The sequence below is a fragment of the Anaerolineae bacterium genome, from assembly GCA_016931895.1.
GTDB lineage: Bacteria > Chloroflexota > Anaerolineae > 4572-78 > J111 > JAFGNV01.
The window spans coordinates 1-25469 of the sequence record JAFGDY010000021.1 but is presented as its reverse complement, the minus strand read 5'-3'; the positions used below and the strand labels follow the sequence as shown (position 1 = coordinate 25469).

At 54.0% G+C, this 25469-nt stretch carries 18 protein-coding genes and 1 tRNA gene; 12 read left to right on the top strand and 7 right to left on the bottom strand.

Going from position 1 to position 25469, the window contains the following annotated elements; genetic code table 11:
• Positions 1-147 precede the first annotated feature (147 nt).
• Genes JW953_01930 through JW953_01915 form a run of 4 tightly spaced genes read left to right on the top strand, consistent with a single transcriptional unit; the run spans position 148 to position 2107 of the window.
• A complete protein-coding gene (locus tag JW953_01930; GenBank protein MBN1991433.1) occupies positions 148-432 on the top strand; it encodes a type II toxin-antitoxin system Phd/YefM family antitoxin in 285 nt (94 codons plus the stop codon).
• Complete coding sequence (locus JW953_01925; protein ID MBN1991432.1) at positions 432-1244, top strand: inositol monophosphatase; 813 nt, start codon at positions 432-434, stop codon at positions 1242-1244. The genes JW953_01930 and JW953_01925 overlap by 1 nt, the downstream gene beginning before the upstream one ends.
• Positions 1245-1301: 57 nt before the next feature.
• Positions 1302-1715 carry a roadblock/LC7 domain-containing protein gene (locus JW953_01920; GenBank protein ID MBN1991431.1) on the top strand — a complete coding sequence of 138 codons (414 nt, stop codon included), beginning with the start codon at positions 1302-1304 and terminating at the stop codon, positions 1713-1715.
• Positions 1712-2107, top strand: coding sequence for a roadblock/LC7 domain-containing protein (locus JW953_01915; protein ID MBN1991430.1), 396 nt, complete (start codon positions 1712-1714; stop codon positions 2105-2107). Before JW953_01920 ends, JW953_01915 begins: the two co-directional genes overlap by 4 nt.
• A 97-nt stretch (positions 2108-2204) precedes the next feature.
• On the opposite strand, the gene JW953_01910 is transcribed toward JW953_01915, so the two are convergent.
• Both JW953_01910 and JW953_01905 read right to left on the bottom strand, forming a co-directional pair.
• Positions 2205-4637, bottom strand: a complete 2433-nt coding sequence (locus JW953_01910) for a serine/threonine-protein kinase (protein ID MBN1991429.1) — start codon at positions 4635-4637, stop codon at positions 2205-2207.
• Positions 4638-4858: 221 nt separating this feature from the next.
• Positions 4859-8575, bottom strand: coding sequence for a PD40 domain-containing protein (locus JW953_01905; protein MBN1991428.1), 3717 nt, complete (start codon positions 8573-8575; stop codon positions 4859-4861).
• A gap of 275 nt (positions 8576-8850) precedes the next feature.
• On the opposite strand from JW953_01905, the gene JW953_01900 reads away from it, so the two are divergent.
• From JW953_01900 to JW953_01885, 4 genes are all read left to right on the top strand, one after another.
• The gene (locus JW953_01900; protein ID MBN1991427.1) at positions 8851-10614 is read left to right on the top strand and encodes an alkaline phosphatase family protein; all 1764 of its coding nucleotides are present in this window, start codon (positions 8851-8853) and stop codon (positions 10612-10614) included.
• A gap of 69 nt (positions 10615-10683) precedes the next feature.
• A complete protein-coding gene (gene rfbD, locus JW953_01895; GenBank protein MBN1991426.1) occupies positions 10684-11532 on the top strand; it encodes a dTDP-4-dehydrorhamnose reductase in 849 nt (282 codons plus the stop codon).
• Positions 11529-12482, top strand: a complete 954-nt coding sequence (locus tag JW953_01890) for a glycosyltransferase family 2 protein (protein MBN1991425.1) — start codon at positions 11529-11531, stop codon at positions 12480-12482. Before rfbD ends, JW953_01890 begins: the two co-directional genes overlap by 4 nt.
• An 88-nt stretch (positions 12483-12570) precedes the next feature.
• Positions 12571-14865: a TIGR00341 family protein gene (locus tag JW953_01885; protein ID MBN1991424.1), complete on the top strand. Its 2295-nt coding sequence runs from the start codon at positions 12571-12573 to the stop codon at positions 14863-14865.
• Positions 14866-14879: 14 nt separating this feature from the next.
• Here JW953_01885 and JW953_01880 read toward each other — a convergent pair whose 3' ends face one another.
• From JW953_01880 to JW953_01870, 3 genes are all read right to left on the bottom strand, one after another.
• Positions 14880-15227, bottom strand: a complete 348-nt coding sequence (locus JW953_01880; protein MBN1991423.1) for a hypothetical protein — start codon at positions 15225-15227, stop codon at positions 14880-14882.
• Between the two features lie 110 nt (positions 15228-15337).
• Positions 15338-17233: a hypothetical protein gene (locus tag JW953_01875; GenBank protein ID MBN1991422.1), complete on the bottom strand. Its 1896-nt coding sequence runs from the start codon at positions 17231-17233 to the stop codon at positions 15338-15340.
• Positions 17214-17981, bottom strand: coding sequence for a ParA family protein (locus tag JW953_01870; protein ID MBN1991421.1), 768 nt, complete (start codon positions 17979-17981; stop codon positions 17214-17216). Before JW953_01870 ends, JW953_01875 begins: the two co-directional genes overlap by 20 nt.
• Positions 17982-18236: 255 nt before the next feature.
• Here JW953_01870 and JW953_01865 point away from each other — a divergent pair, with 255 nt between their 5' ends.
• Positions 18237-19196, top strand: coding sequence for an SH3 domain-containing protein (locus tag JW953_01865; GenBank protein MBN1991420.1), 960 nt, complete (start codon positions 18237-18239; stop codon positions 19194-19196).
• A 16-nt stretch (positions 19197-19212) separates the two neighbouring features.
• On the opposite strand, the gene JW953_01860 is transcribed toward JW953_01865, so the two are convergent.
• The gene (locus JW953_01860; protein ID MBN1991419.1) at positions 19213-21660 is read right to left on the bottom strand and encodes a glycosyltransferase family 39 protein; all 2448 of its coding nucleotides are present in this window, start codon (positions 21658-21660) and stop codon (positions 19213-19215) included.
• Positions 21627-23369, bottom strand: a complete 1743-nt coding sequence (locus JW953_01855; GenBank protein ID MBN1991418.1) for a cellulase family glycosylhydrolase — start codon at positions 23367-23369, stop codon at positions 21627-21629. The genes JW953_01860 and JW953_01855 overlap by 34 nt, the downstream gene beginning before the upstream one ends.
• Before the next feature lie 131 nt (positions 23370-23500).
• On the opposite strand from JW953_01855, the gene JW953_01850 reads away from it, so the two are divergent.
• The 3 genes from JW953_01850 (at position 23501) to JW953_01840 (ending at position 25266) form a co-directional block, all read left to right on the top strand.
• Positions 23501-23574: transfer RNA gene (locus JW953_01850), tRNA-Val, on the top strand.
• Positions 23575-23758: 184 nt separating this feature from the next.
• Positions 23759-23917 (top strand): hypothetical protein, encoded by a 159-nt coding sequence (locus JW953_01845; protein ID MBN1991417.1) that lies wholly within the window; start codon positions 23759-23761, stop codon positions 23915-23917.
• 131 nt (positions 23918-24048) lie between these two features.
• A complete protein-coding gene (locus tag JW953_01840) occupies positions 24049-25266 on the top strand; it encodes a multidrug effflux MFS transporter (protein MBN1991416.1) in 1218 nt (405 codons plus the stop codon).
• Positions 25267-25469: the final 203 nt, after the last annotated feature.

The window sequence follows — 25469 nt, the reverse complement described above, 5'->3', positions numbered from 1 at the left end:
TGGTACACGATTATTCCTGTTGATTGTTAAAGTTCGTTCTATATATGCTGATTTTTACCTTAAATTAGCTGCAAAAGTCGAGTTATAATAGAGTAATCAATCTCTCCTTTTGCAATTGTTCAGTTTGGGGCAGCAAAAATTTGACCAATGGATAACAAGGCTAAACGTGCATTGATTCAGGCCCTCACCAAAGCATCGGTTACCGACCACCCTGTCACCATTAAACACAAAAATAAGCCGGTGGCGGTAGTGCTTCCCGTTGAAGACTACCAAAAGTTTCAGGCCGAACGTGAAGAGAAATTGAAACTTATGAAACAGGAGTTGGACGGCATTTTAACCCTCATCCGCAATTACACCGGTCGCCAATCGTTAGAAGAAGTGGAGGCCCGCCTGGCCGCCCTCCGGCGCGAAATTGAGCAAGAGGGAGAATAATGGCGCCCTCACCTTTTGAGTTCCGCAAAATCCAAACCTGGCTCCGAGAAGCCGGCCATATTGCCCTGGGATATTACCAAACCGGCCTCACGCGCCAACAAAAGGCTGACAATAGCCCCGTGTCTGAGGCTGATCGGGCGGTGGAGCAATTTTTAATCGGCAAAATCCGGCAAACCTATGCCAGGCCGGAACATACGATTATCGGGGAAGAGTTTGGCGGCAACTGGCAGGATAGTGAGTTTGTGTGGGCCATTGACCCCATTGACGGCACTCGCGTTTTCCTTGATGGTTTGCCTTTATGGGGTATCAGTTTAGGTTTGTTGCGCAATGGTAAAGCTTATCGCGGTATAGTGTACTTGCCCGTGATCAATGAAATATATTACACCGATGACGAGGGCATTGCCTTTTGGAATGATCGCCCCTTAAAAGGAATGTTACGCACCGACTGGAATTCTGACTCTTTTATAGCCGTTCCATCGGAAGTACAACATCTTTTTAATATTAACTTTTGGCGGCTACGCGCCTTTGGCTCGGCGGTGGCTCACCAGGTTTACGTAGCCAGAGGAGCAGCTGTGGCGGCTTTACAAACCAAACTCAGTTTATGGGACATTGCCGGCCCAAATGCTATTCTCAGCAGAATCGGTGGGGTGGCCACCTACCTGGACGGCAGCCCTGTTTTGATGCCGGATGTTTTGGCGCAAGGCAAATGCAGGGGCACGGTTTTGATTGGTCACCCTCTGGTGGTAGAAAAATTGTTGCCGCAGATTGAAGCCCGGCCACTGGCAACCAACACAGTCATTGTCAAAGATTAAAAAATGGCTTATACTATCAAATATTAAATTTTTTTATTGCCTGAGCCTGGAAAATCAATGGCGCAAGTTTACAGAACAGACCTTCTCCAAGAAGCTCTAAAAGAGGTTTGCGACAAGTTAGAAGGGGTGCAAGGGGCTGTTATTGTCAGTATTGAAGGATTTGTGGTGGCCGCCTACACGCCTCACGAAGAAGACCTAGATGAAGAAAGCCCTACCAGCAGCCCCCAGGTGGCCGCCATGGCCGCCACGCTGATTGCCCTGGGCGAGCGCACCCTGGCCCGTTTGGCCCAGGGTGAAATGATCCGTTTGCTCATTGAAGGAAACGATGGCGCAATGTTGGTAGTTCCGGCGAACAGAAGGGCCTCTATTGCGGCTATGGTTAATAATGAGGCTAAAATGGGCCTGGTGCTTTACGCCTTGCAACAAAGCACCAAAACCATCAGCGATATTTTAGAGGGGGGTATCCCTTGAGCGCCGCAGATAACCGGAGCAAATTAAAAGACAATAGCCAGCTTTTGCAAGAGATTTTGAACGAGCTGATCATGCATAACCCGGATATTCTCAGCGCCCTGGTAGTCAGTGATGACGGCTTGAATGTGGCCTCTGGTATCCCCTACCATGATGATGATGCCATCGCCTTAACTGCGTCTGATCTTACCGATATGGCCGAAGATTTTAGTAAACGATTAGAGCAGGGGCAGCTTAACCGTATCTTACTGGAAGGAGAACAACGCACAACGGTTATCATCAGAACAAGTAGGCACACCATTTTAGCGGTGATGATTCCGGCCAATGCCAAGTTGGGTTTGGTGATGCTCTCAATGCGCCGGGCGGCCAACCGGATCGCTTCTATTTTTGGATAACATATCTTTGCTCACAGAGATGTGATGCAAAAAGGGGATTGCTCTACAGGCAATCCCCTTTTAACTTTAAAAAATGATCACTTGCCGCTAAAACTTTTTATGGCCCCCACGACATCCGTTCGGTGGTCCAATCCCGGTCGCCGGTGGCCCAGGGATTGGGTTTGGGAAAGTCAAATAGTTTTGTGGCCTCCCCCCCTGTAGCCGGGGCCACATACACGGCCCACCCCCCCTCGCGGTCAGAGGCAAAGGCAACCCAGCGGCTATCTGGAGAAAGGGTAGGTAAACCATCACTTGAGCTGGGATTGTTAGAAATATTAATTGCTCCCCCTCCATCCAGCCCCATCACATAAGCTTCCCAATTCCCGCTTTCACGAGATTGATAGGCAACCAGATTGCCTTTAGTGTCGGTAGGAATCAGGCTGGTCCCCTCGCCAATTTTGCGCGGGGTTTCGCCATTGCTGCTGCGTTTATTGGCCCAAGAGCCAACGGTAAAAAGACCGCAGGAGCCACCTCCGGCCCAACTGTTACACCCTTTATAAATAATGTGATCGTTAGTTGCCCAAATGGGATTGCTGCCTTGAATTTCGCCAATCTGGCCGTTTGGCACCAGAATGCCAAAGCGGGCCACATCCTGGCAAGTTTGGTCGCCTTCCTGAGAGGGAGGGATCAGGCCGCATTGCACAAAAATGTAGGGATGATAGCTGCTGTCGGAACCAAGGGCCAGTTGCTCGTTGCTGTAGGCAACACGCCCCCCATCAGGACTATAAACCGGATACCAGTCGGTGGGAGAGCCTGTTACCGCTTTTTCAACATTGCCGTTGTCGCCGGCTTCAAAAACATTTTCACCAAAGCCTCCACCCTGGCCATTGACCAACAGTTTCACGCCGTCGCTCCGAAAGTAAGGTTGGCGAGCGCCCTTGATCAGACCCAATTGTTGCCCATCGGGTACGGATACAATATATACATCAAATTTGCCGGCCCCATCGTCAACCGAAAAGGCCAATTTGCCTGATAAGGGCGGTCTTTCGGGAGTGGGTGTATCCGCGGGGGCCGCTGGGGTGGGGGTAGCCGGGGCAGGAGCCGTTGTTGGAGTATTGGGCGGCAGGGGCGTATCGGTAGGGGCCGGGGTGGTGGTGGCGTTAGCCATAAATTCAGCGGTAGCTGTTTCAGCCACGGCCAAGTTTTCTTGCGCCGCCGCGGTAGCCGTAGCATCCCGCGCGGCCAGCACATCGCCAATTAGTTTGGCGTCGGCTGTTTGTTTGGCCACCATCTCTTCAGCCTGTAGGGTGGCCGCCGCAGCGGTTTGTGTGGGTCCGGCAACAGCCAGGTCGGCGGCGGCTATTGCCGTAGCCGTGGCGTTTGCCTGTTCTGCTTCCGCCGTAGAAGCGGCATTGCCGGCTGCCTGGGCGGTTTCGGTAACGGCGGCAAAAGCGGCCGTTACTGCCGTAGGGGTAGGAGCGGGGGTCAAACGGCTGATGACAATAGCGCCAACAATGCCGCCTAATATCAAAAGTATGATCAGCCCTCCCCCAATTACAAAAGGAAGTACCGGGAAACCCCTGGCCGGGACGGGGGTCACTGTACCCTCCATTCCAGACGATAGGGTGGCCTCACTGCCAAAGGCGGCGGCGGTGGCCGCTTTTTCTTGCGGTGTAATGGGACCGGTGGAGTGTTCGACTTCTTGAATTTTGGGTGGGGGAGCAACAATTGCCAGGGGCACGTTTTCATCGCCGGGCTTAAGGTCTACGGCCTCGCGCAACGCTCTAGACATTGCCCCGGCAGTTTGGTAACGATCATCCGGGTCTTTGCTCATGGCTTTGAGGATAACTCGCTCTACCGCTTCGGGGAGGGCGGGGTTGATTTTTCTGGGCATGGGCAGGGGTTCGTTGATGTGTTTCATGATTACGGCAAAAGGCGTGTCGGCATCATAAGGCACCATGCCGGTTACCAGTTCGTAAAGCATCACCCCCAGCGAATAGATGTCGCTGCGCTCATCGGCGCGTTCGCCCTGGCCTTGTTCGGGAGACATATAGGCCGGGGTGCCGGAGAGCGCGCCGGTTTGAGTAAATTGGGTAGCTCCTACTATGCGGGCAATCCCAAAGTCGGTAAGGACAACCTGCCCTTGCTGATTGATCATTACGTTGGCCGGTTTTAGATCACGGTGAACCATACCGCGAGAGTGGGCGTAATCTATGGCGCTGCAGAGAGCCGTAAAGATGCGCCCCACTTCTTGGAGCGTAAACGGCTTTTTGGCCGCTTTGCGTGCTTTGATTTCATCCTTAAGCGTGGGGCCATCAATAAATTCCATGGCCATAAAATACATATCGTCTTCGCGGTCAAAATCAAGCGCCTGCACAATATTGGGATGGCGCAACCGGCCAATGGCGTGCGCTTCGCGCTCAAATCTGCCTACAAAGTCTGTATCTTCTACCAGATGGCTGTGCAATGTTTTGACAGCAACATAACGGTCTAAACCAGGCTGGTAAGCCTTGTATACTTCGGCCATTCCGCCCCGGCCCAGCCTGGCCACAACTCGATATCTACCTATTGTTCTTCCAACTAAATTAGCCATACTGTACCCGGTTTCATATAAAATATGGTTCAATTATAACACTGCAATAGAGGTGCGTCAACAGAAGGAATTTTATATGCAAATTAAAAAGACCTGCCGGGGGTGTGAACAGCGCTCATTTTAAGATTATAAGCCGATATTCAAACGTGGCAGGTCTATCTGACATTCATTCAGAAAAATTACGGCGCCCAGGAAATACGTTCTTCCAGCCAGCCTCTTGAATCGTCGCCGGCGTGTAAAACCCGGCCATCGGGCGAGCCGTTCATGTTGAATAATTTGCGCTGATTGCTGCCATCGGCGTTCATGGCCCACACCGCCCAAACGCCGCCTTGATCGGAAACGTAGGCAATGCTGCGGCCGTCGGGTGACCAGGTAGGCAGCCCGTCGTTGCTACCGTTTTCGGTGAGGCGTTGCGGATTTGAGCCGTCCGCGTTCATCACCCAGACTTCCCAATTGGTTCCGCCGCGCCCGGAAGACATAAAGGCTATTTTGCCGCCGTCCGGCGATACTGCCGGGGCCGTGTCGGCCGCTTCGCCGCTGATTTTGGTTTCACCGCCGCCGTTTGGCCCGATGATGAAAATTCCGCAGTCGCCGGAAGGCAAACAGCCTTTTGCGGCCAACCGCCCATCCGGGAAGGTAGACACATACTCTCCCTGAAAGCCAATGGGATAGTCGTTTTGCCCCATTTGGTCGCCCCGGTAAATGCGGGGAACCCGGTCGCCTTCGCGGCGAGAAACAAAGGCAAACGAAAAGCCATCGGGGGACCAACTGGGCTGTCCATCTTCCACAAAGTGGGTTATCTGACCGCCGCGTCCGCCAATGAAGTCTCTAAAGAAGATGCCCCGGGTGCTTAAGTCCCAAGAGCGATAAGCAAACGCGCCGCCATCTTTACTAAAAGCCGGTTGGCTGGCATTACCGGCAATAACGCTTTGTTCGCTGGTGGCCACATCGGCCAGCCAAATATCATAACTGTTGATGGCGGGATTGAAAGCCGGGTAAGCAATTTTGCCGCTTACCGGGGCGGCTTCGGTGTCGGCGGCCGGCGTTGGCTGGGGGGCGGCCGGGGTTGTTCCGGCCGGGCCTGCTTCACCCGGGGCTGAAGCCACAGCCTCTTCGGTGGCGGGTGTCGTTTCGCCTGTTTCGCTTTCGCCGGCCGTGGAAGCGCCGGCGCCGGTTCCGCCTCCCCCGGCAAGGTAGGTTTGTAATTCTTCGGTAGTAAAGGGAATAATCAATTCCTGGCCAACCCGCAGATCATTGGGATCATCAATGCCATTTTCAGCAGCCAGCAAATCCACGTCTATATCAAATTTGACCGCAATGCCCAGCAGGGTGTCGCCCGACTGCACAATGTAGGTAATTGGCGTGGCATTTGCCGTGGGAACTTCCGGTTCCGAGGTAGGTTCTGAGGTGGCCTCTGGTTGAGGGGTGGTTTCTGCTTCCCCGGTATTGGTTGGGTTGGCGGGTGGGGCCAGGGCTACAGTTTCAACAGGGGCAAAACTGAAGCTGTTTATCATCCCCTGGAAGACGGGTTGAACCGAATTCCACTGGTTTGCCGGCGCAATGGCAATCAGGTAGTAGCCTACTCCCTCTCTGTTGGTTACAGCCAGGGTAGCAATACCTTGGCCGCCCAGGTTTTCGTCGGCAAACCCTATTTGAGCCGAAGTCCAGGTTTGGGAAGCAATACTAATGGTACCCTGATTTAAAGTTTCTGCTTCCGCTGGAAATCGAGCCAATAAATCGGTTAATATTTCGGCAATGGCGGCGTTCTGGTTGCTCGCTTGACCAACCCACATTACGGCGTCTTTAAGGTTGTCCGGGTCCAGGCCCTCTTTTGACGGGGAAAACCCTACTTGCAGATCCATTTCTTCCCGGTACCATTCTTCGGGATAGTCTAAAGAAAAACTGAGGACCGCACTGTTAAAAGGTATCATCGCCGGCGGGGCCGAAGTAATCAACGGCTCGGGCGTAATTTCCGGGGTTGGTCCAGGGGTGGGGGTTGAATCGGCAATAGCCACACTTAAGGTAGGGGTAGGACTTTGCCCAACGGCCAAACCGCCACTGCCCAAACCATTGCCCTGGAGCATAGAGAGTCCAATTACAATAATTACGGCAAAGATGAATAAAACAACCAGGCCTATGGCCAGAGTCCACACGGTACTGGGGAAGGCGCGTAAAACATCGCCCACGGTGTAACCGGTTTTTTGCGGTTGGGGAGTAGGGGCGGATGTGGTAACGTTTTCTTTGGTGGCTTCCCGCGCCCGGACAGCTTTTATAGGGGCCGTATCGGGACGGGCTGTTTGCTCGGCGCGGGCAACTGGCTCGGCACGAGCAGCCTGGCCAGGACGGACGCCCTGGCCTGAGCCAGCCGCCGGTAAGGGCTGGGTTACCTCGCGCGGCCAATCGCCGGCGCTGGCCATAGCGCCCATGGGGATGGTGTTTTCGCGCGCCCGGCGCTGCTGGGGCTGGCTTGGTCTGATCGGCCTGGCGCCTCTGGCCGCGCCAATGCTGGAAGCTGCCGACTCGGTGGGAATAATGATGGTTGGTTCATGAGCCACTTCTCTTTTTCTGGGGGCAAGAGGACGGGCAGGCTCGGTTGTTGTTCGTTCTCTGGGCTGACGGAGCGGGTCAACGGCTGTGGGCCCTGGCAGGGTTTGTTCTGTAGAACGGATCACGCGTCTGGGTCGAATATCTTCTTTGGCCGGAGGGGCAAATGAACTTGCCGCCGGCGGCGCAGAGACAGAGACGGATTCCGGCTCATCCGGCTCCGCTTCAAGCACGGTAATAACTTCTACATCAACAATTTCAACAACCGGCTCCTCATCCTCTTCAAAGAGTTCGGCCACAACAACAGGGTCCGATTTGCTTGGCGCGGTCTTTTTAGGCTCGGTTTTGGGTTTGGCCGGTTCTGCCTTTTGGTCCAGAATTTTTTCGGGGTCAGGCGGCGGCACATCGGCCGGTTCGCCCGACGAGTATTTTAGCCACTGTTTCCCATCAAAGTAAAACCACGCCCCCGTGTCGCTCTTAGGGCTGGGCGGATTGGGCATTTGACTCACTTCAGGCTGCGCCGGGGCAGGCGCGGCAGGAGCTTCTGTTTGAGCCGCAGGCACCGGCGAGGGCGTTACGGGTGCATGGGCCGGTTGGGGCGCGGCAGGTGGCTGGGTTTGCGCGTAGACCTGGGTAGATTGAGGGGCTGGTGGTTGTGGTTGGGCAGCATAAATTTGGGTTTGGGGGGGCGTTTGAGCAGGCTGATAGGGCTGCTGCTGGGCAGGATAAGCATAAGCTGTTTGTTGGTATTGATATTGTCCCTGGTAAGGTTGGGGTTGAGGCGCGGCCGTGTGTTGAAATTCGTGGGCAGGATGCCAGCCATCAAAATCGTAAAAATACCATTGCCCGCTTTTAGCGCCTACCATCCAATAACGTCCTTCATCATCCTGGAATAGTTCGCCGTCCAGTTGAGAAGGCATATCCGGCCCGGCCTCAACGCTTTGCGGGCGCAAGTGAGATTGATAGGGGACAGAACCCGGTTTTTCAATTTGTCTGCGGGAAGAGCGGGGGATAGAGGGATCATTGCGATCAGGTTTGACCCATTCGCCCGTATCCGGTTGATAATAATACCAATCGCCGCTGGTAGAACCTTGTTGCCAGTAGCGACCTTGTTCATCTACAAAGGGCAAATTGTCGGCATCACGGGGATCGGCTTGATGCCAGGTTTGGCCGTCGTAGTAGTGCCAGGCCCCGGTTTGAGACCCCAGCATCCAATAGCGTCCTGCTTCGTCTTGAAATTGGAGGCTATCTACTTTTGAAACAAACGTTGTTTCATCAATCTTGCCTGCTTGAAAATCACCAACCAGCGTTTGATAACGTTGTTCTAAAGTTTCTATCTCTGCAATATTCATTTTGTTCCCAATCTTTCTTATCAGGGGAAAGATTCCCTTGACAAATTACATCTCCTTCAATCTTTCTCAGGCGAGGATGACTACCTGATTGTAAAAGTTCCCGTTTTTACAATTACCGGCAGCCAAATCGCCGTGCAAAAATACATGTTACACTTTTTTGGGCGAATCTACAAAAAACGGCTCGTGGCGCGGTAAGACTAATTTGGTTGTGCTTTTCGCTGAAAAATTGGTATAATCTGCTGCAATGTATGCAGGCTTCAATTATGAAAAAATATATGTCTGTTGTTTTAAGCATTTTGGCCCTGGTGGGGATTATTATCGGCCTGGTATTCTGGGTGACGGCCTTCCGGGCTTCTGTTCAGAGTTATCGGTCTCCTTTGCGGGAGGTTGATCTATGGCCGGAGCAGCCGGCTACGTCTACCCAAACAAGCAAAGTTGTGATTGTGCTGATTAGCGGTTTGGGATATGATGCTTCACTGACCCTGGATTTACCTGTGCTTGAACAACTCAAGCAGATTGGGGCTAATGCGGCTGTTCAAAGCGCACCCCCTACTTTTTCTCAAATAGCGTGGGCAACCTTGATGAGCGGCGCTACCCCGGAAACCAATGACGCGCCACCCGTTGATATGCAGATTGAGGATTTACGCCTGCTTGAGGTGGATACTATTTTTGCCCGGGCGCATGCCGCCAACCTAAAAACTGCCCTGCTTGGTCAGGCAGATTGGCGACGGCTTATTCCTCGTAACCATTTAGATTACACTTTTTTTGTGGAGGAGCCGAGTCCCGAAGCCGACCAATCCATCCTGGAAGCCGCCCTCTCTATTCTGGAGAATGAGGCCCCTGAACTGGTTTTGATCCAGTTTTCCCAAGTAGATGTTGTTGCTCAACAGCAGGGGTCAACAAGTCAGGCGGCTCACCAGGCAGCCGGTAGGATTGAGGCGTACCTGGAACAAATTAGAGCAGCCATAGACCCGAAACACACTATTCTGGCCGTTGTTTCTGACCATGGCCATATTTCTTCCGGCGGGCACGGCGGCGACGAACCGGCCGTCATCTGGCAGCCGTTTGTATTGGTGGGAGAAAACGTTCATCCCGGCAATTATAGCGACATTCACCAAACCGACATTGCCCCTACCATTACTGCGCTTTTGGGAGTGGCTCCTCCGGGCGCAGCTCGGGGAAATATCCTGTTTGAGATGCTTCGGCTGGATGAGTATGAGCGAGTGGTGGCTCAGCTCCTATTGGCCCAGCAACGTACAAAACTGGCCGAAGCTTATGTGAGCGCAATTAAGGGGGAAGCAACGCTCCCGGAGACATTGATGGCCGATTTGGCTCAAGCGCAAACTGCTTTGGCCAACAATAATCTTGATGGCGCTTTTCAACTGGCTTTGTTAGCCCAGCAGGAGGCCGATGCTCAGATGGCGGCAGCCAGAAACAGCCGCGCCAGAATTGAACAACTGCCTCGGCTGGTGCTGGCCGGACTGATGATTTTCTTAGGGTTGAATGTTATCTGGCGGCGGCGCGGCCTCCATGCCGGATCAATTATTATGGCGGCCATGGCGGCCATTGCTTTGTATCATGGTCTTTACCAACTTCAAGGACACAGTTATTCCCTCAGTTCAGTGGCCGGAGACTTAACTGAGTTTCCCTTTGCAGTCGCCCGGCGAGTGGCGGTGAGTCTATTGGCCGGAGGAGGTTTGTTACTGGTGTTTCTCATGTTAACCGACGAGGCAAATTGGCTCACCCTGCTGGGCACAGGGTACGGCTTTAGCGTGTTAGTAGCTTTTGTTTTTATGCTGCCTTTTTTCTGGGGTTATTGGCAAAATGGCCTTGTTATTACCTGGCATCTACCCTCCGTAGGGCCTGTTTTCTGGCAGCTTAGCAGCGCGTTTGAGGCTATGAGCGTGGCTGTGCTGGGGTTGATTTTGCCCTGGCCCATTATGATCCTGAGTCTCTTTATCAACCTCATTCGTCGCCGCCTGAGTGCCACGCGCGCCCAAACAGCCGAGCCTGGCCCCTGGCGCGGCTTGCGTTTATGAAAGTTGGCCGGCCGGTTATGGGGGCGGCAGGCTAACGGTTAAATTCCAATTTTCATAGAGGTGTTTGCAATGCGCATTGTTATCACCGGGGCCAATGGCCAACTGGGCCAGGCTCTGCAAAAAGTATTAACGGCCCAAGGGGAAACGGTTATTCCCACCGACGTGCCTGAATTTGACCTCACTAAACACGAAACCGTGCCGAAGTTAGCCAATCTGGCCCCCAATTTGATCATTCACTGTGCCGCTATGACCAATGTGGACGGCTGCGCCAGGGATCCCGAGTTGGCTTTTAGCGTTAATGCTTTTGGCACGCAAAACGTGGCCCACGCCTGTCTTCGCTGCAACGCCGACATGGTGGGCGTTTCCACCAACGAAGTTTTTGATGGCAGCGCCGCCCGGCCGTATCGTGAAGATGACGTCCCAAACCCCATCAACCCTTACGGCAGCTCCAAACGGGCCGGAGAACAAATGGCCGCGCGTTATTTAAAAAATAAACTCTACATTGTGCGTACCGCCTGGTTGTATGGTTCCGGCGGCAATAATTTCCCCGGCAAAATGATCACCCTGGCCGATACGCATGGCGAGCTGCGGGTGGTAACCGACGAGGTCAGCAACCCCACCTATGCTCCAGATTTGGCCGCAGCCATTGCCCAACTCATTCAGACTCGGGTCTATGGCATTTACCATTTCACCAACGCCGATTACTGTTCTCGCTACGATTTTGCCAAAGAAATCTTGCAGCTGAGTGGCCGGGAGAACATCCCCATCCACGCCATCACCCTGGCCGATTTTAAACGCGCCTCTACGGTGCCGCCTTTTGCCCCCCTGGCCAATATCAGAGGGGCTGAATTGGGCATTGAGTTGAGGTCGTGGCAGGAAGCGCTGCAAGCGTATTTTGATGAAAGTGGGGATAAATGAGTAACCCTCTCCTCTCCATCATTATCCCCCACTATAACGGAGTGCCTCATTTACCTCTTTGCTTCAACGCCCTGCGCGCCCAAACCTATCCCCATTTAGAAATCATCCTGGCCGACAACGGCTCCACCGACGAGTCGGTGCCTCTGACCCGGCGCGATTTCCCTGAAGTCACTATCATTGAGCTGGGCCAAAATATGGGCCTGACCGGGGCCATCAATCGGGGTATCAGGCAAGCTAGCGGGCAAATTATTGTGCCCCTCAACAACGACACCGAAGTCGCGCCCGGCTGGGCGCAGGCCTTGGTTGAGGCGTTGCAAAAATCCCCCCAGGCCGGCATTGTTGCCAGCAAAATGCTGCTGTTTGACCGGCGTGATACCCTTCACTCTGCCGGAGATGGTTTTGGCACAAACGGCATCCCCATCAACCGGGGCGTATGGCAAAAAGACGAAGGGCAGTTTGACCACGACACTTATATTTTTGGAGGTTGTGGCGGGGCCGTGGCCTATCGCCGGGAGATGCTGACGGATATTGGCCTGTTTGATGAAGACCTGTTTATGTACCTGGAGGATGTTGACCTCAATTGGCGCGCGCAGTTGGCCGGTTACCGGGCTGTTTTTGCCCCAAACGCTGTGGTCTACCATCGTCTCAGTGCTACCGGCGGCGGGGTGATCGCCAGTTTCTACACCGGCCGCAATACCATTTGGGTGCTGGCTAAAGATTTGCCCGGCTTTATTTTTCGCCGCTACTGGCCCGCCATCATCAAGGCGCAGTCAAAAATTTTATTCGACGCGCTTCGCGCCTGGCGTGGCGAGGCAGCCCGTGCCCGCTTGCGGGGGCAATTGGCCGGATTATGGGGACTACCCAAATGGCTGGCTAAACGTAACGCAGTGATGCGGAAAAAACGGGTGGCTGATGAATATCTGGCAAGTTTGCTCACAAAAGTTACCTGATTGGTAGTATGTTTGTGATTATTTACAAACTCTCATTATTCAAGGGAGTAAGTAATGAATAACCCCCAATATTTTTTTATCCTGGCTAATGGATACCATCCCTATTGAAACCGATTGCCATATTTTGGTTGCTATTCGGGGGCGAGAAGATTTTCTGCCTTTGTTGAATGTAGGTTATTTGCTGGCCAAAGCCAACCAGGGGCGGCTGATGATTATCACGGTACGGCAGACGGAGCAGTCGCCGGAATGGTTTGAAATCCCCGCACACCTGGCCGACATTCCTATTGAGACCAGAGTGGCACATAGTGAGACGGCGGCCAAAGTTATCTTAAAGCAAGCCCGCCAGGATTCCGCCTCTTTGCTGGTGCTGGGCTGGCTCAGTCTTTCTTCCCGGCAAGGCTATTTACTGGGCCGCACCTTAGACCCGGTGTTACAGCAAGCACCCTGCAACATAATGGTCGTCAAGATGGCTTCCACGTGGTCGGAAACAGCCCTTCTGGAGAAGGAACCGTTGCAAATTTTGGTTCCTACGTCAGGCGGCCCCCATACCACCCTGGCCTTGGATTTGGCCCTGACCACCTTTGCTCAAGGTGAAGTGACTGCCCTCTATATTACCCATGAAACCAGCGACACGGCCAGAGCGGCGGAACGCCAGACCTGGTTGCAAGAATTTACCCAACCCTGGACCGGCCACCCGCGCTTCAAAACAAAGGTTGTCCAGGCCGATAATGTTTTACAGGGAGTCATGCGTGAGGTGGAACACTATGATGTGACCATGGTAGGGGCCAGCAAAGAGAGCGTTTTTAGCCAGATTTTGTTTGGCGCCATCCCGCAACAGATTGCCAGGCAAAACAAGGGTACTACGATCATTGTCAAAAGGTTTGAGGGTGGGGTTGGCTCCGTGTTGCGCCGGGCGTGGTGGCAGGTCAATCATCTCATCCCCCCCCTCTCGGCAGAGGAACGAACCGAAGTTTATAAACAGGTGCGCCGCGCTGCCCGGCCCAAGATAGACTTTTTTATCATGATTGCCCTGGCGGCGGGCATCGCCGCTTTGGGTCTCTTGGTGAATAGTCCGGCGGTCATCATTGGCGCAATGCTGGTAGCCCCCCTAATGGCGGCCATCATTGGCTTGGGGTTGGGCATGATTCAGGCCGATGCTAAATTGTTGCGGTTATCTGCCAGCGCTACCCTGCGGGGCGTTTTATTGGCGATTGGCATGGGCCTGCTGCTGGGTTTGATTTTGCCCGGTACGGATCTCACCCCGGAGATTCTAAGCCGGGGCAGACCCTCCCTGTTTGATTTGGGGGTGGCGCTGGTGTCCGGTCTGGCCGGGGCTTATGCCTTATGCCGCAAAGATATGTCTTCGTCTCTCCCTGGCGTGGCCATTGCCGCAGCCCTGGTGCCGCCCCTGGCGACCATTGGCATTGGCCTTTCCTTGGGAGATTTGAAAATTGCCCAGGGCGCGCTGGTCCTTTTTTTGACCAACCTGATTGCCATCAGCGCGGCCAGTGGCTTAATCTTTTTCCTGGTAGGCTTCCGGCCCCATTTAGGCAGACAGGGACGTCAGAATATTTTTAGAGGAGGTCTGTTTGGCTCGGCAATTTTGTTAATGCTGATGGCCTGGGTGCTGTATACGCTTTCCATTGACTCTTACCAGGAAGCCAGGCGAAAGCAGATCATTAATCAGGTGTTATCCGAGCAGGTGGCCCAACTTGGCCCCTCTTTTAAATTGGATACCTGGGAAGAATTCAATAATCCAGAAGAAGATAAGGCAAACGATACTACCCTTAAAAATGCCCTTAGATTAGAGGTAAGCGTTAGAGGTACCACAGACCCCAGCCATCGCGGCGTGGAACTTTTACAGGAGCGCGTGGCTAATGAACTGCGCCGGGCCAATGTGCTAAACCTCAACCAGCCGGTGGCCCTGGTTTTGATTGTCATTCGGACCACAGCCCTGGACCCCAGTATTCCTCCCACCTGGACACCCACGCCCACTTTTACAGCCACTCCCACGCCCGGCCCCACTCCCACCCCCACGGATACGCCCACTCCCACCCCCACACCAACTTCAACGCCCACCGCTACCCTTACGCCAAGCCTCACCCCTACCCCTACGGGTACACCCTCACCCACCCCAACGGCCACCCCCACGCCTACCTTTACGCCGACACCGGCTTTGGCAGTAGTCGCCAATACCCGTGGTCAAGGCGTCAAATTGAGATGGACTCCGGCCGGCCCCATAGCCGGTGCGCTTCCCGAAAGTACCCGGTTGACGGTATTATATGGCCGGGTAACCGCCGATGGGCTTGAATGGATTGAGGTGATGGATGCTGACGGCCGAAGGGGTTGGGTGGCGGCAGATTATCTGGTTATCCTGCCCTAAAAAGAGACAGGGGGCTAAACCTCTTCCTTCTCCGCTTCAGGTTGCTTCCAGGTTAATGAAATCTTAAATTGCGCATCCCCCGGCGATTTGGCAATCATCACCCCCGCTTTGGCGTCAATCTTGAGGGCAAAATCAATTGAGGCTGTGCTGGGCCAGGCGTCCAGGCTTTGCAGGGTGTCAATGATGCCATTGGCGCAGGCGCGAATGGTGGTGAGGGTGTTGTTATAGGCGTTTGCCGTTGCTTCAGCATCGGCAGAGATAGGGTGGGGGCCAAAGCCGGTGGCTGTTTTGGCGCCGGAGGCCACCTCGATCCGGATGACCGTTCCATCTTTGGCCCGGGTTTCAATATAATCAGTAGCCATTTTCATATTTCTCCAAAATAAAATTGGGCAGCTTCATCCTAAGCCCTAATGAAAGGACGCGCGTGCAACATGCGCGTCCTTTGTTTTGGTTGTGGGTTATCTCCAAAATTTTAACCGGCCTGACCCTCAACGGGAGCAGCCGGAGTAGGCGGTTTTGTTTCAGGAGCGGACAGCCCGGTTTTTTGCTCAAGGCGACCTTCAATCCGTTCGCGTTCTTCGCTGGGAATCAGGCTTACCGGCTTTTTGGTCTCTTCCTCGCCTTTTGGTTTGGGCGAGACCCGCTGGACAATTTTATCAATCATTTCAAAAACAAAACGCTGGCGAAAACCGGCAATCCAACCAAGCAAAACTTGCAGGGCTACCACCATTCGGGTGCCAACTAATCCCTGACCACCAAAAACAAGAAAACCGGCTTCGATGATAAAATAAATTACTGACCCTAGCACAAAGCCCATCACCGGTTGAACCAAATAGTACATCACGTATTGGCGGTCAAAATCTTGTTTCATGGCCACGTGCCAATAGAGGCTGTATAAAATGCCAATCACGCCGCCAATGCCCCCGGCCAGAGCCGAAAACCAGGCCGCCCTAACGGCATCAACTTGAGCATTGGTCTCGGTAATAAAATTTTGTAATTGCGCGTCAAGCAAAAAACCGGCAATAAAGGCCACCAGCCAGACCACGGCATAAAAGAAAACAAAAGAACCCCAGGTGTAAGACCAGCGCCGCAGGTTTCGTTTGCGGGCAATCATTGTTCTCACAATAGCCACCCGGTAGAGGGCCTCGTCGTATTGACGCGGGTCTTCAAGAATTATATCCTGGGCCTGGCTCAGAATTTTTAGGGCAAATTCAGCATCCTCTTTGTTTACGCTTAATTCAGCCGCCACTTCATTGTACAATTGCATAATGTCTTGATCTAATTTTTCGCGGCGGTCCTGGCCAATGTAGCGGGTAACCCTGCGGCTTATCTCCTCGTCTTTTTCAAATTGAGAGCGTTCCTGGACGTCAATAATGTTGTCGCTGGGGGTTACCTTGGTGTCTTCCGGTTGGATGTCTTGTTTTTTTACTTCTCTTGCTTCACCCACAATCCCGCCAAATGATTCAATCTTGGCCCGGGGCATAGACAGGCTTGGCGCCCCGGTAGCGGTGCTGGGGGGGGTGCCCAGGGCGGAGGGGCGGGCGGTATAGGTGGTGGGCGGCGTTGGTGGCCGGTAGGGCGCAGGCGAGGGGGAAGGACGAGGCATATATGCGCCAGAACTTGCCGGAGTCACTGGCTGCGGGGGTCTAACTTTGGTCGGGTCAGCCGTCAACGGAGGCGGCCCGGGCGGCAGGTTGGCCGGTGGAACAGTGGGCGGGGCCGGAGCCGCTTCTGCTTCAGCCAGACCGGATAGATCATCTTCGGCGGCCAGGCCCGATAAGTCGTCTGTTTCAGCTATGGCTGCTGGAGGAGTTGTTGGGGCTGGCGCTGGCGCGGGTTGGGCCACGGGCAGGTTGAGGGGGGGCAGTGATGGCGGAACTTCCACCGCGGGCGGTGTTTCGGGAGTAGAGGGTGGGGGCGCCACTTTCGCCGGTTCAGGCATAGGTTCAGCCAGGGGGGTGGCTAATTCCAAATCCGGCGGCGGCGCTTCCATAGCCACCGGCAGCCCTAACTCGTCAACCACGTCTTCAGACGAGGTGACCTCAGCCTCGTCATCGGCTTCATTGACCGGCAGCGACTCTGGTCCGGTAGGAAGTATGGTTGGGGCTGGCGGTGGTTGGACCGAGATTTCTGCCGCCAGGTCGCTCAAATCGTTCTCGTCCTCAATCATTGCCGGTTCAGGTTTAGGAGGGCTGGCCGGAGGCGCTGCCTGGGGCTGCGCTTTTACAGCGGCCGGTGATGGACTCTTGGTCTCTGCCGGTTGCTCCGGCGGTCCGCCAAAGAGAACATCAATGCCTTTTCCTTTTTTCTGGGTTAGCCCCAAGGTTTCGGGGCCTTTATCTTTTAAACTAGCCCGCTTTCTCGCCATTGACGATTACCTCCGCAAGTTTTCTATATGCTTGCGCCCCTTCATGGTCCGGCTCGTATTCAATAATGGGTAATTGAGCCACCGGCGCTTCAGCAAATCTGATACTACTTTTTATTACCACCGGAAATACCTTATCTCCAAAGATGGATTTGATTTCCTGCATCACTTCTTCGGAGTGAATGGTCCGGCTTTTATACATGGTCCCCAGGATGCCTCTAATTTTCAAGTTAGGGTTGGCTTTTTCTTGAACGCGGTCAATCATTTCCAGTAAAAAACGCATGCCCCGCATGGCCAGATATTCGGCTTGGAGGGGGATAATCACTTCATCACCGGCGGTCAGGGCATTCAGGGTGAGCAAGCCCAGGCTGGGGGGAGAGTCGATCAGTATATAATCATACTGAGGGCGCAGCCCTTCCAGTTTTTCTTTGAGAATAAATTCCCGGCCAAAGGCGGAAATGAGTTCCATTTCCGCAGCGGCCAGATCAATATTGGCCGGGACAATGTCCAGATTGGGCGCAATATCAAAGATAATATCCTGGATGGCTTTGTGTTCGACCAGGACGTTGTAAATGGTTTCGTTCAATTCGTCGCTATTCAGGCCGACGATGGTGGTCAAGGCCGATTGCGGGTCCAGGTCAATCAGCAACACCCGCTGCTTTTTTTCAGCCAGGGCCGCCCCCAGGTTGGCTACCGTGGTTGTTTTGCCCACGCCGCCTTTTTGGTTGGCTACGGTGATGATGGTTGCCATGATACTTTAGCGGTTACGGTTTGATTGTTAAAGCCGCTTTCATTATACCACAAATGTAATAATTTTAGAATTAGTAAACATAAGATTCAATTGTTTTTTAGACACTCTCGTATCAGTTCATAATAATAAAGGACTACCCGGTTAAAGTCAAACAGGTTAAGCCAGGTAACTTTACGTAATGTTGTGTTAAAACCCACTTATGTGGTATAATAATACTGTGTTAAAGGGCGTTAGCATATTGGAGGTTGACGGCTCATGAATGCCCGGCAGTGGAGTTTAGCCATTGTTTTAATTTTGATCAATTATTTGATTTTTGCCACGCTTTTTAGCCGGTTGCTAGAATCCGACTTTAATTTAAATTATGCCACCCGCACGCCTATTCCCACTTTTACCCCGGCTCCGGCCCAGCCCTTTATTGTTGTGCCCACGCTGACCCCGCCCACGCCCATCCCCACCCCCACTGCCACCCGGGTTTTGTCTGCTCCGGCTGTCGAAGATGGGGCTGCCCCCGGAGAAAATAGTTCCGACTCAACGGCCTCTGTTCCCTCAAGCAACCAGCCCAGCTTGGTGGCGCCCGGCGCAGTGAATATTCGTTCCGGGCCGGGGGTCAATTATGGCGTGATTGGCACGCTCAATGCCGGCACCGCCGTGTCCATTGTGGGCCGCAACGCCGATGCATCATGGTGGCAAATAGAGATCACTACCGGCATTATTGGTTGGGTATCCGACGCAGTGGTGAGCGCCAGCAATACCGGGGGCGTGCCGGTGGTAGAAACGCCGCCGCCGCCTCAACCGACAACGGCGGAGGCCCAACCCGCCGCCAGTAATCCTTCGCCCAAGCCACAGTACCAGTTTGAACCCACCGGCTGGTGGGACGACGGCAACCAGGGCTTGACCCGTTTTTATGGCAATATCACCGATGTTAATGGCAATCCCGTGGATGGCGTTTTTGTGCGGGCCACCTGCGGCGATTATGCCACTATTTCCTATCCTTCCGGTCCGGTAGGCTGGGGCGGCTACAACGAAAGCTACGATTGGCCGCCCGGTTTTTATGATATTACGGTTGATACTAAACCGGTGCCTTGTATCTGGGTGTTGAGTATTGTTGAAACCGAAGACCGCAAAACAGTAACCGCAGTGTTATCAGAAGCCATCCCCGTTGAAGTGACCATGGACAAGTCAATCATTGTGGCTAGCTGGCGGAAGAATTGGTAATACTGTGGATTAAGTGCTACTCCACGCGGAATGGTTGGGTAACGGCGACGGGCGGCGAGGTTGCTGCCGTGGTATCTAGAGTGAGGCGCAAACGATAGATCCCCGGCGCTAAATCCCGCAAAAAGAAGTCGTATTGGGCCCGAATGATTTCCCCCTCTGTCCATTTTTGGTTAGGATAATCAACTCCCGCTGGCGGATAGGTGAAAGAGAGCGGTGTAGGCTCTCCGCCATTGTTAACCACCTGGATGGTCAGGCTGTCTTTTAAGGCCGGCCTGGGCTGATGAGCCAGCCAATAGACTACCAAATGCGCTGGGTCGCCCGGATGGAGGGGCGTTTTTGGCGTGGAGCGATGCCCCAGTTTGTACAGATCGTACCCCAGTAGCGTCACCTGGCCCAGCGAAATATTGAGCGGCGTTTGCATGTTGAATGCTTCCGGCGGCAGCAACGTGTCTCGGCGGATAATTTCCACCTCTGCCAATTCAATAAAATCCGGGGCTTGTTCCCCACCTGTGCCACCTCCGGCCATAACCGGCAAGCGCCGGCCGGTTTCACTATGGTATAACCCCACAATCAAACGATGCCGGCCCGGCGGCGTGCCCGGCTCGATGAAAAGGCCATGCGCGTCGGGCACAGATTCTCCAACGGGCCACTCTGAAGTGGGTATGAGAGGCGGCGCGTCTCGCTGCCCAACCAGATGATTGGCCGGGTCCAGAACCTGCCCAAATACGGTGTAGGGTTCGGCTAACGCGGTTTCAGTTTCCCAGGCCAGGGCCAGTTGTAAAATTTCGCCCGGCGCCGGTTGGGTAGACGAGAGGGCATAGCCGGTAAGCCGGATGTGCTCGCCCAAACGGTAATCAATCGGAATTAAATTGTCTTTGAGACTTTGTTGGGGGCTGGCGTAGCTGACCAGTCGCACGTTGCCGTACCATTGGTCGGTGGCTTTGTAGAGGTTTGTGTTAAGCCAATTTTCAATCAAGCCGGTGGGATCGGCCTGGCGGGTGGCCCAATACACGGCGTAGATGTTTTGGCTGTTGTTGGCGATGGTTTGGAGCTCATTCACGGTGGCGGTTTTATCCGGCGGGCGTTGGCGGGGCAGCGGGTAAACCGGCATCAGCGGCTGGGGGTCGCGCTCAAAATAGTAGTTAAAGACATCCTGCTGGCCCTCGGCGTGCAAAATCACCGCGTCGTCCGGGCCGCCAACGGCTTTGACAAAATTGACCAGGCCCCGGTAGTTGTCGCGGGCATAGGCGGGATGGGTGTAGTAATGATAAAGGGAGACGGCCGAGGCGGCGCTTATGGCAAGCAGGAATGCGCCGCCAATAAGGTAACGGGCCGGGAACGCGGGGCGCGGGGCAGTCGTATTGTCGCCGGAAAAAGCTTGGGGCCGGGGGGGTGAGACCGTCCGCTCAATCAACAAAGCCAGCAGTAAGGCTAAAGGAGGCGAGGCAACCAGCAAAAACTTAAGAAAAGCCGGGCTGAAGATGATAACGGTTAAGCTTATGGGCAATAAAAACCAGAGGTAGAGAAGCAACAAAGAATGATAAGGAAGCCGAGACGTGACCCGCGCTCCATGCCGCACCGGCCAGGGGATAATTAGCAGGACCAAACCCAGAATAAGGGTCAGTAGCAGTCCCTGCGCCGCCGGCCAGGAAAGGCCCAAAAGCAGGGTGGTGGAAATTGTTTCAAGAACTTCGCGTAGAGAAATAGCTATGTGAGCCGCCGGCCAGGTGGTCAGTTGTCGCCAGGCAGTGGGCAGCCAGGGAAGATAGAATAGTAAGGGGATGAGTTGCAGGCCAAGCCAGGCCGGTAATTGCGAGCGGCGAAGAGCGAACGGCGAAGGGTGAATGAGGTAAAAAAGCACGGCCAGGTTAAGGGCTATTAAAATAACGGGATAAGCATAGTGCGTGTAAAGCCCGGCTGTGGCCGTAAAAATATAGGCCAGCATCAGCCGGTTTGGGCGGGGGGGGTCAACAAGGCGCAAGCCCAGCAGCACGGTGAGGCAGCCCAGAAATGTTAGCAGCATGTACATTCGCGTTTCTTGCGAGTAGTACACCGATAACGGCGATATGGCGACCAAAAAAGCGGCTATCAAGCCTGCCCGTTCATTAATCAGCCGGCAACCCAACCGCCAGGTTAAATAGACCGCGCCTATGCCTAACACCGCCGATAGCGACCTGAGCGCGACTTCGCCGGAGCCAAAGAGGGCGGTCCAAATTTTGAGCAGCCAGTAGTAAAAGGGGGGGTGAATGTCAAAGGCCGTGCGCCGGACAATTTCGGCAAAGCCGCGCCGGGCCAGGGCCACGCTGTTGCCCTCGTCGGCCCACAGGGATTGGCCGGCAAGTTGATAAAAACGAAGGAGGGCGGCCAGCAGCAAAATAAGGGGTAAGGTGAAAGAGCGGGCCAGGCGCGTTCTTTGCCGTTCCCCGCGCATTAGGTGGTTGCGTAACGTTTCCCGATAACCCATATACTGACCGCCAGAATGATCACGCCTGCAATTCCACCGCCGGTAAGGGCCAAATCCGGGTAGGCGTTCACTATGTATCCATCAATTAATACCGGCCCTTCAATAACTTCTAAACGAATTTGGCGCGGTTGCCGGGACAGGGCGTTGACGATATTTGTTTTGGTTGGGGTGGCTTTTTGGTTCAGGTTGATCTTTACCGGCGGTTGGCTGTCCACCCGCGCTTGCAACAGGCCGCGGCCAATGGTCACTATATCCAGGCGATTTCCCACAAAGGTGAAGGTAGCGGTGTCGCCGGTTTGGCCGGCCAGGGCATTGCCAAAAACGGCCTGCCGGTGAGAAACGGGCTGCCAATTTCCCCGGTAGGTAACCGCCCAGTGGTCGCTTTGCTGCCAGCCCCGGTACATTAGGGGCCGTTGGCCGGTTTGTTGTTTGATTGACTCGTAAACCGGCAGCGGCGTGAAATCCGGCTCGACCATGCGGAAATAATATTGGGGGTTGCTCTCTTTCTCCCGCTCGTCGGCCTGTTTGAAAAACCAATAAAAGCCGACCCCGGCCCAGGGCCACTCCTTCTGCATCCGCTGGTAAGCCAGGGCCGCATAACGGCCTTGTTGCTCCAGCGTGACCTGGCCGTACACGGGCGGGATGCCGCTTTCCGGCGGCACGGCATTCCAGCCCAACTCGCTGAGCCAGATGGATTTGTGGGCGTCGCCGTTGCGCGCCATTACGTCGCGGATGTACAGGGGCCGGGAGAAGTTGAGCACGCGAGGCTGCATTCGCCGGTCGGTGGGGCCGCTCCACAGGCCGTAACCCTGCATGGCCAGCACGTCAAAATAAGGGGCAGCCCCGGCATCGTACAACTGCTGGAGAAAGAGCACGTCGCTGAGTCCGCCCGGGCTGATGGGCCAGCCGTCGGAATTGTAACGGCGGACCCGATCAAGTTCAATAGTGGCGGCCAGCGCGCCCATTACCACAATCGCGTTGGGGTCAACCGCTTTAACGCGGGTATAGCCTTCTTTGAGCAAGGCGGTGTATTCTTTGGCATTAATGGGATACTCGCCCCACTCGGGATAAATGTTAGGCTCATTCCAAATCTGGTAGGCCGGTATCCGGCCTTTATAGCGGGTGACCACCGTTTCCACAAAGTCGCCGTAATCGCGCAAATTGTCCGGGGGCGCAAATGCGCCCACCGTATCGGTCATGGCCCGCGTCCAGGCCGGGGGATTGCTGAGGCGGGCCATAATGTTGAGATCATATTTTTCGGCCAGGTCAACAATGTGATCGTATTTTTCCCAGGCCGATTGGTAGGGCTGGTGGCGGCGGTCTTCAAAGTCGCCTTTGCCGTGGATTTCAATATCTTCCCAGGTAAATTCTTGCCGGATCCATTTGAAACCGGCCCGGGCGATCAGGCGCATGGCTTGTTCTCGTTTGGCCGGTTCCACCTCGTTTTGCAAAAAGGTATTGACGCCGTAGGGGTTAACCTGGGCGTGCTGCGCCGGTAGGTGATCGGCCGTTTGGAGGGGCGGTTGCAGGCGGGTCAGAAGGTACTGGACGGTCCCCGAGATTTGGGGCAGGAGCGACTCTTCGCCGGTGAGGTTGAACAGGGCCATTTGCAGCCGGTGGCGGGTCAACCAGACGCTGCCGAACAGGAGCAAGATGACGACGCAGCCGATGAGAATTCTTTTGCCGGTAGATTGGATATTGCGTTTCATAGTGGGGTAGCATTGTACTGTAAGGGACAACGGTGGGCAAAAATGGCCTGAGTAAGCAGGGGACAGAGGGGATTAATCTGGAATCAACCATTTGACCAAACTCTTTTGCTTCTATATAATTTGATATGTACGGGTGGTTAGCTCAGTTGGCTAGAGCGCCTCGCTTACACCGAGGAGGTCACAAGTTCGAGTCTTGTACCGCCCACTTTTGTTTATCTGTCGGAGCAATGGATCAAACCCCTCATCCAAAAATGAGGGGGAAATTGATTTACTCCCGGCAGATGAATTTTAGAGTTTCGGATGCCTCCTATATGTGCGGCTGTTTGTTGATAAAAGTTTAGGCTCTGCCGAATTTCGGCAGGGTTTTTTGTTTAACCAGGAGGCTTCTTATGCCCTCACCATCCCATATTCCCACCTACCTCCCCCTTGACCAGGCCGCCCAACACTATGGCCTGCCTCAAAAAGTGTTGACACAACAGATTCAAGCCGGTAAAATCCCAGGCAGTTCAATTGCCTTCAGGAGACCTGCTTGTGGCTGCCGAAAATAATAGCCAAGATTATCAAACTTAATATAATAATAACGGGGGGGGCTAAAATTAGACTTCCAGACAGAGGCCTGCTATTATCCGCGCTATTGTACGTTATGAACTGGCTACCAGCTTAGATTGGCATTGAATTTATGCACCAACCGAAAAAAACGATAGGTTTTGTTGAATTTGTAACACTTATGGCAATGATGACCTCGCTGACCGCGATGTCCATTGACGCTATGCTGCCGGCGTTGTCGGAAATAGGGGTGGATTTGGGATTGCAACGCGCTAACGATAGTCAACTGGTGATTTCACTATTTTTCCTGGGAATGGCTGTTGGCCAGATGTTTTACGGCCCATTGTCTGACAGCATTGGACGCAAGCCGACCATTTATATCGGATTTGGCTTATTTGTGGCCGGATGTTTGGTGTCGATGCTGACCATCAGTTTTCAGGTTATGTTGGTGGGGCGGGTATTGCAGGGCTTGGGGATTGCAGCACCGCGCGCTGTAGTCGTAGCTTTGGTTCGCGACCTGTATAGTGGTCGGGCGATGGCTCGGGTGATGTCGTTTGTGATGGCGGTGTTGATTTTGGTTCCGGTGGTGGCTCCGACCTTTGGTCAGGCCGTGCTGCTGATAGCCCACTGGCGGATGATCTTTGGCACTTATCTGATGCTGGTGCTGGTTATTGGCATCTGGTTTGCCCGGCGACAGCCGGAAACTTTACCTCCCGATCAGCGTATTCCATTCTCCCTGATACGTATCGGACGAACCATCCGCGAGATTGTCACTCACCGTACAGCATTTGGGTATACGATAACCGCAGGGCTGGTATCTGGCGCATTCATTGGCTATCTCAACTCCACCCAACAAGTTTTTCAGGAACAATACGGACTGGGCCGGCTTTTTCCGCTTTACTTTGCAATAATTGCTCTCTCACTAGGCGGGGCCTCGACAGTGAACGCCCGGCTAGTGCTGCATTTCGGGATGCGCGCGCTATCGTTCCGGGCGCTACAAGGCATTATTACCTTGTCGGTTATTGTTTTAGGAATCGCCGTGGTTACGGCCGGACAGCCGCCGCTATGGTCGCTCACGCTCTATTTTCTGTTGACGTTTTTTGGCATAGGCATTTTGTTTGGTAATCTCAATGCGTTGGCAATGGAACCGCTGGGCCATATTGCCGGTGTGGGTGCGGCGGTGGTAGGTTCACTGTCCACTTTTATCTCACTCGTGCTGGGAACTTTGATCGGCCAGAGTTACAATGGTACAGTGTTCCCGTTGATCGGCGGTTTTTCTATACTCAGCATCACTGCCATCGGGATGATGCGTTGGGTTGAGACCAAGAGACTATTATCTCAGGTCAATTAGTAGGATGGGTATCTCATACAGCGCACCTCATTGAGCAGTTGGTTGTTGGCTAAACATTTTGTTGCGGTTGGTCTTGTAGGTCAATCATGCTGGTCAATGTAGCCCGCAGCTACAATCCGCATCCTGAGAAACAGTCCATTGGGAAGGCCTGTTCGTTCAAACAGCCTCCTTGGCGGTCAAATCGAAGCCGAGTTTGGCGGCGC

Coding starts and splice junctions, on each gene's coding strand:
- JW953_01900 (MBN1991427.1), top strand. CDS start 8,851: ATGTCTGTTGTTTTAAGCATTTTGGCCCTGGTGGGGATTATTATCGGC.
- JW953_01905 (MBN1991428.1), bottom strand. CDS start 8,575: ATGAATATTGCAGAGATAGAAACTTTAGAACAACGTTATCAAACGCTG.
- JW953_01870 (MBN1991421.1), bottom strand. CDS start 17,981: ATGGCAACCATCATCACCGTAGCCAACCAAAAAGGCGGCGTGGGCAAA.
- JW953_01855 (MBN1991418.1), bottom strand. CDS start 23,369: ATGAAACGCAATATCCAATCTACCGGCAAAAGAATTCTCATCGGCTGC.
- JW953_01840 (MBN1991416.1), top strand. CDS start 24,049: ATGCACCAACCGAAAAAAACGATAGGTTTTGTTGAATTTGTAACACTT.
- JW953_01890 (MBN1991425.1), top strand. CDS start 11,529: ATGAGTAACCCTCTCCTCTCCATCATTATCCCCCACTATAACGGAGTG.
- JW953_01845 (MBN1991417.1), top strand. CDS start 23,759: ATGCCCTCACCATCCCATATTCCCACCTACCTCCCCCTTGACCAGGCC.
- JW953_01865 (MBN1991420.1), top strand. CDS start 18,237: ATGAATGCCCGGCAGTGGAGTTTAGCCATTGTTTTAATTTTGATCAAT.
- JW953_01925 (MBN1991432.1), top strand. CDS start 432: ATGGCGCCCTCACCTTTTGAGTTCCGCAAAATCCAAACCTGGCTCCGA.
- JW953_01920 (MBN1991431.1), top strand. CDS start 1,302: ATGGCGCAAGTTTACAGAACAGACCTTCTCCAAGAAGCTCTAAAAGAG.
- JW953_01875 (MBN1991422.1), bottom strand. CDS start 17,233: ATGGCGAGAAAGCGGGCTAGTTTAAAAGATAAAGGCCCCGAAACCTTG.
- JW953_01885 (MBN1991424.1), top strand. CDS start 12,571: ATGGATACCATCCCTATTGAAACCGATTGCCATATTTTGGTTGCTATT.
- JW953_01860 (MBN1991419.1), bottom strand. CDS start 21,660: ATGGGTTATCGGGAAACGTTACGCAACCACCTAATGCGCGGGGAACGG.
- JW953_01880 (MBN1991423.1), bottom strand. CDS start 15,227: ATGGCTACTGATTATATTGAAACCCGGGCCAAAGATGGAACGGTCATC.
- JW953_01930 (MBN1991433.1), top strand. CDS start 148: ATGGATAACAAGGCTAAACGTGCATTGATTCAGGCCCTCACCAAAGCA.
- rfbD (MBN1991426.1), top strand. CDS start 10,684: ATGCGCATTGTTATCACCGGGGCCAATGGCCAACTGGGCCAGGCTCTG.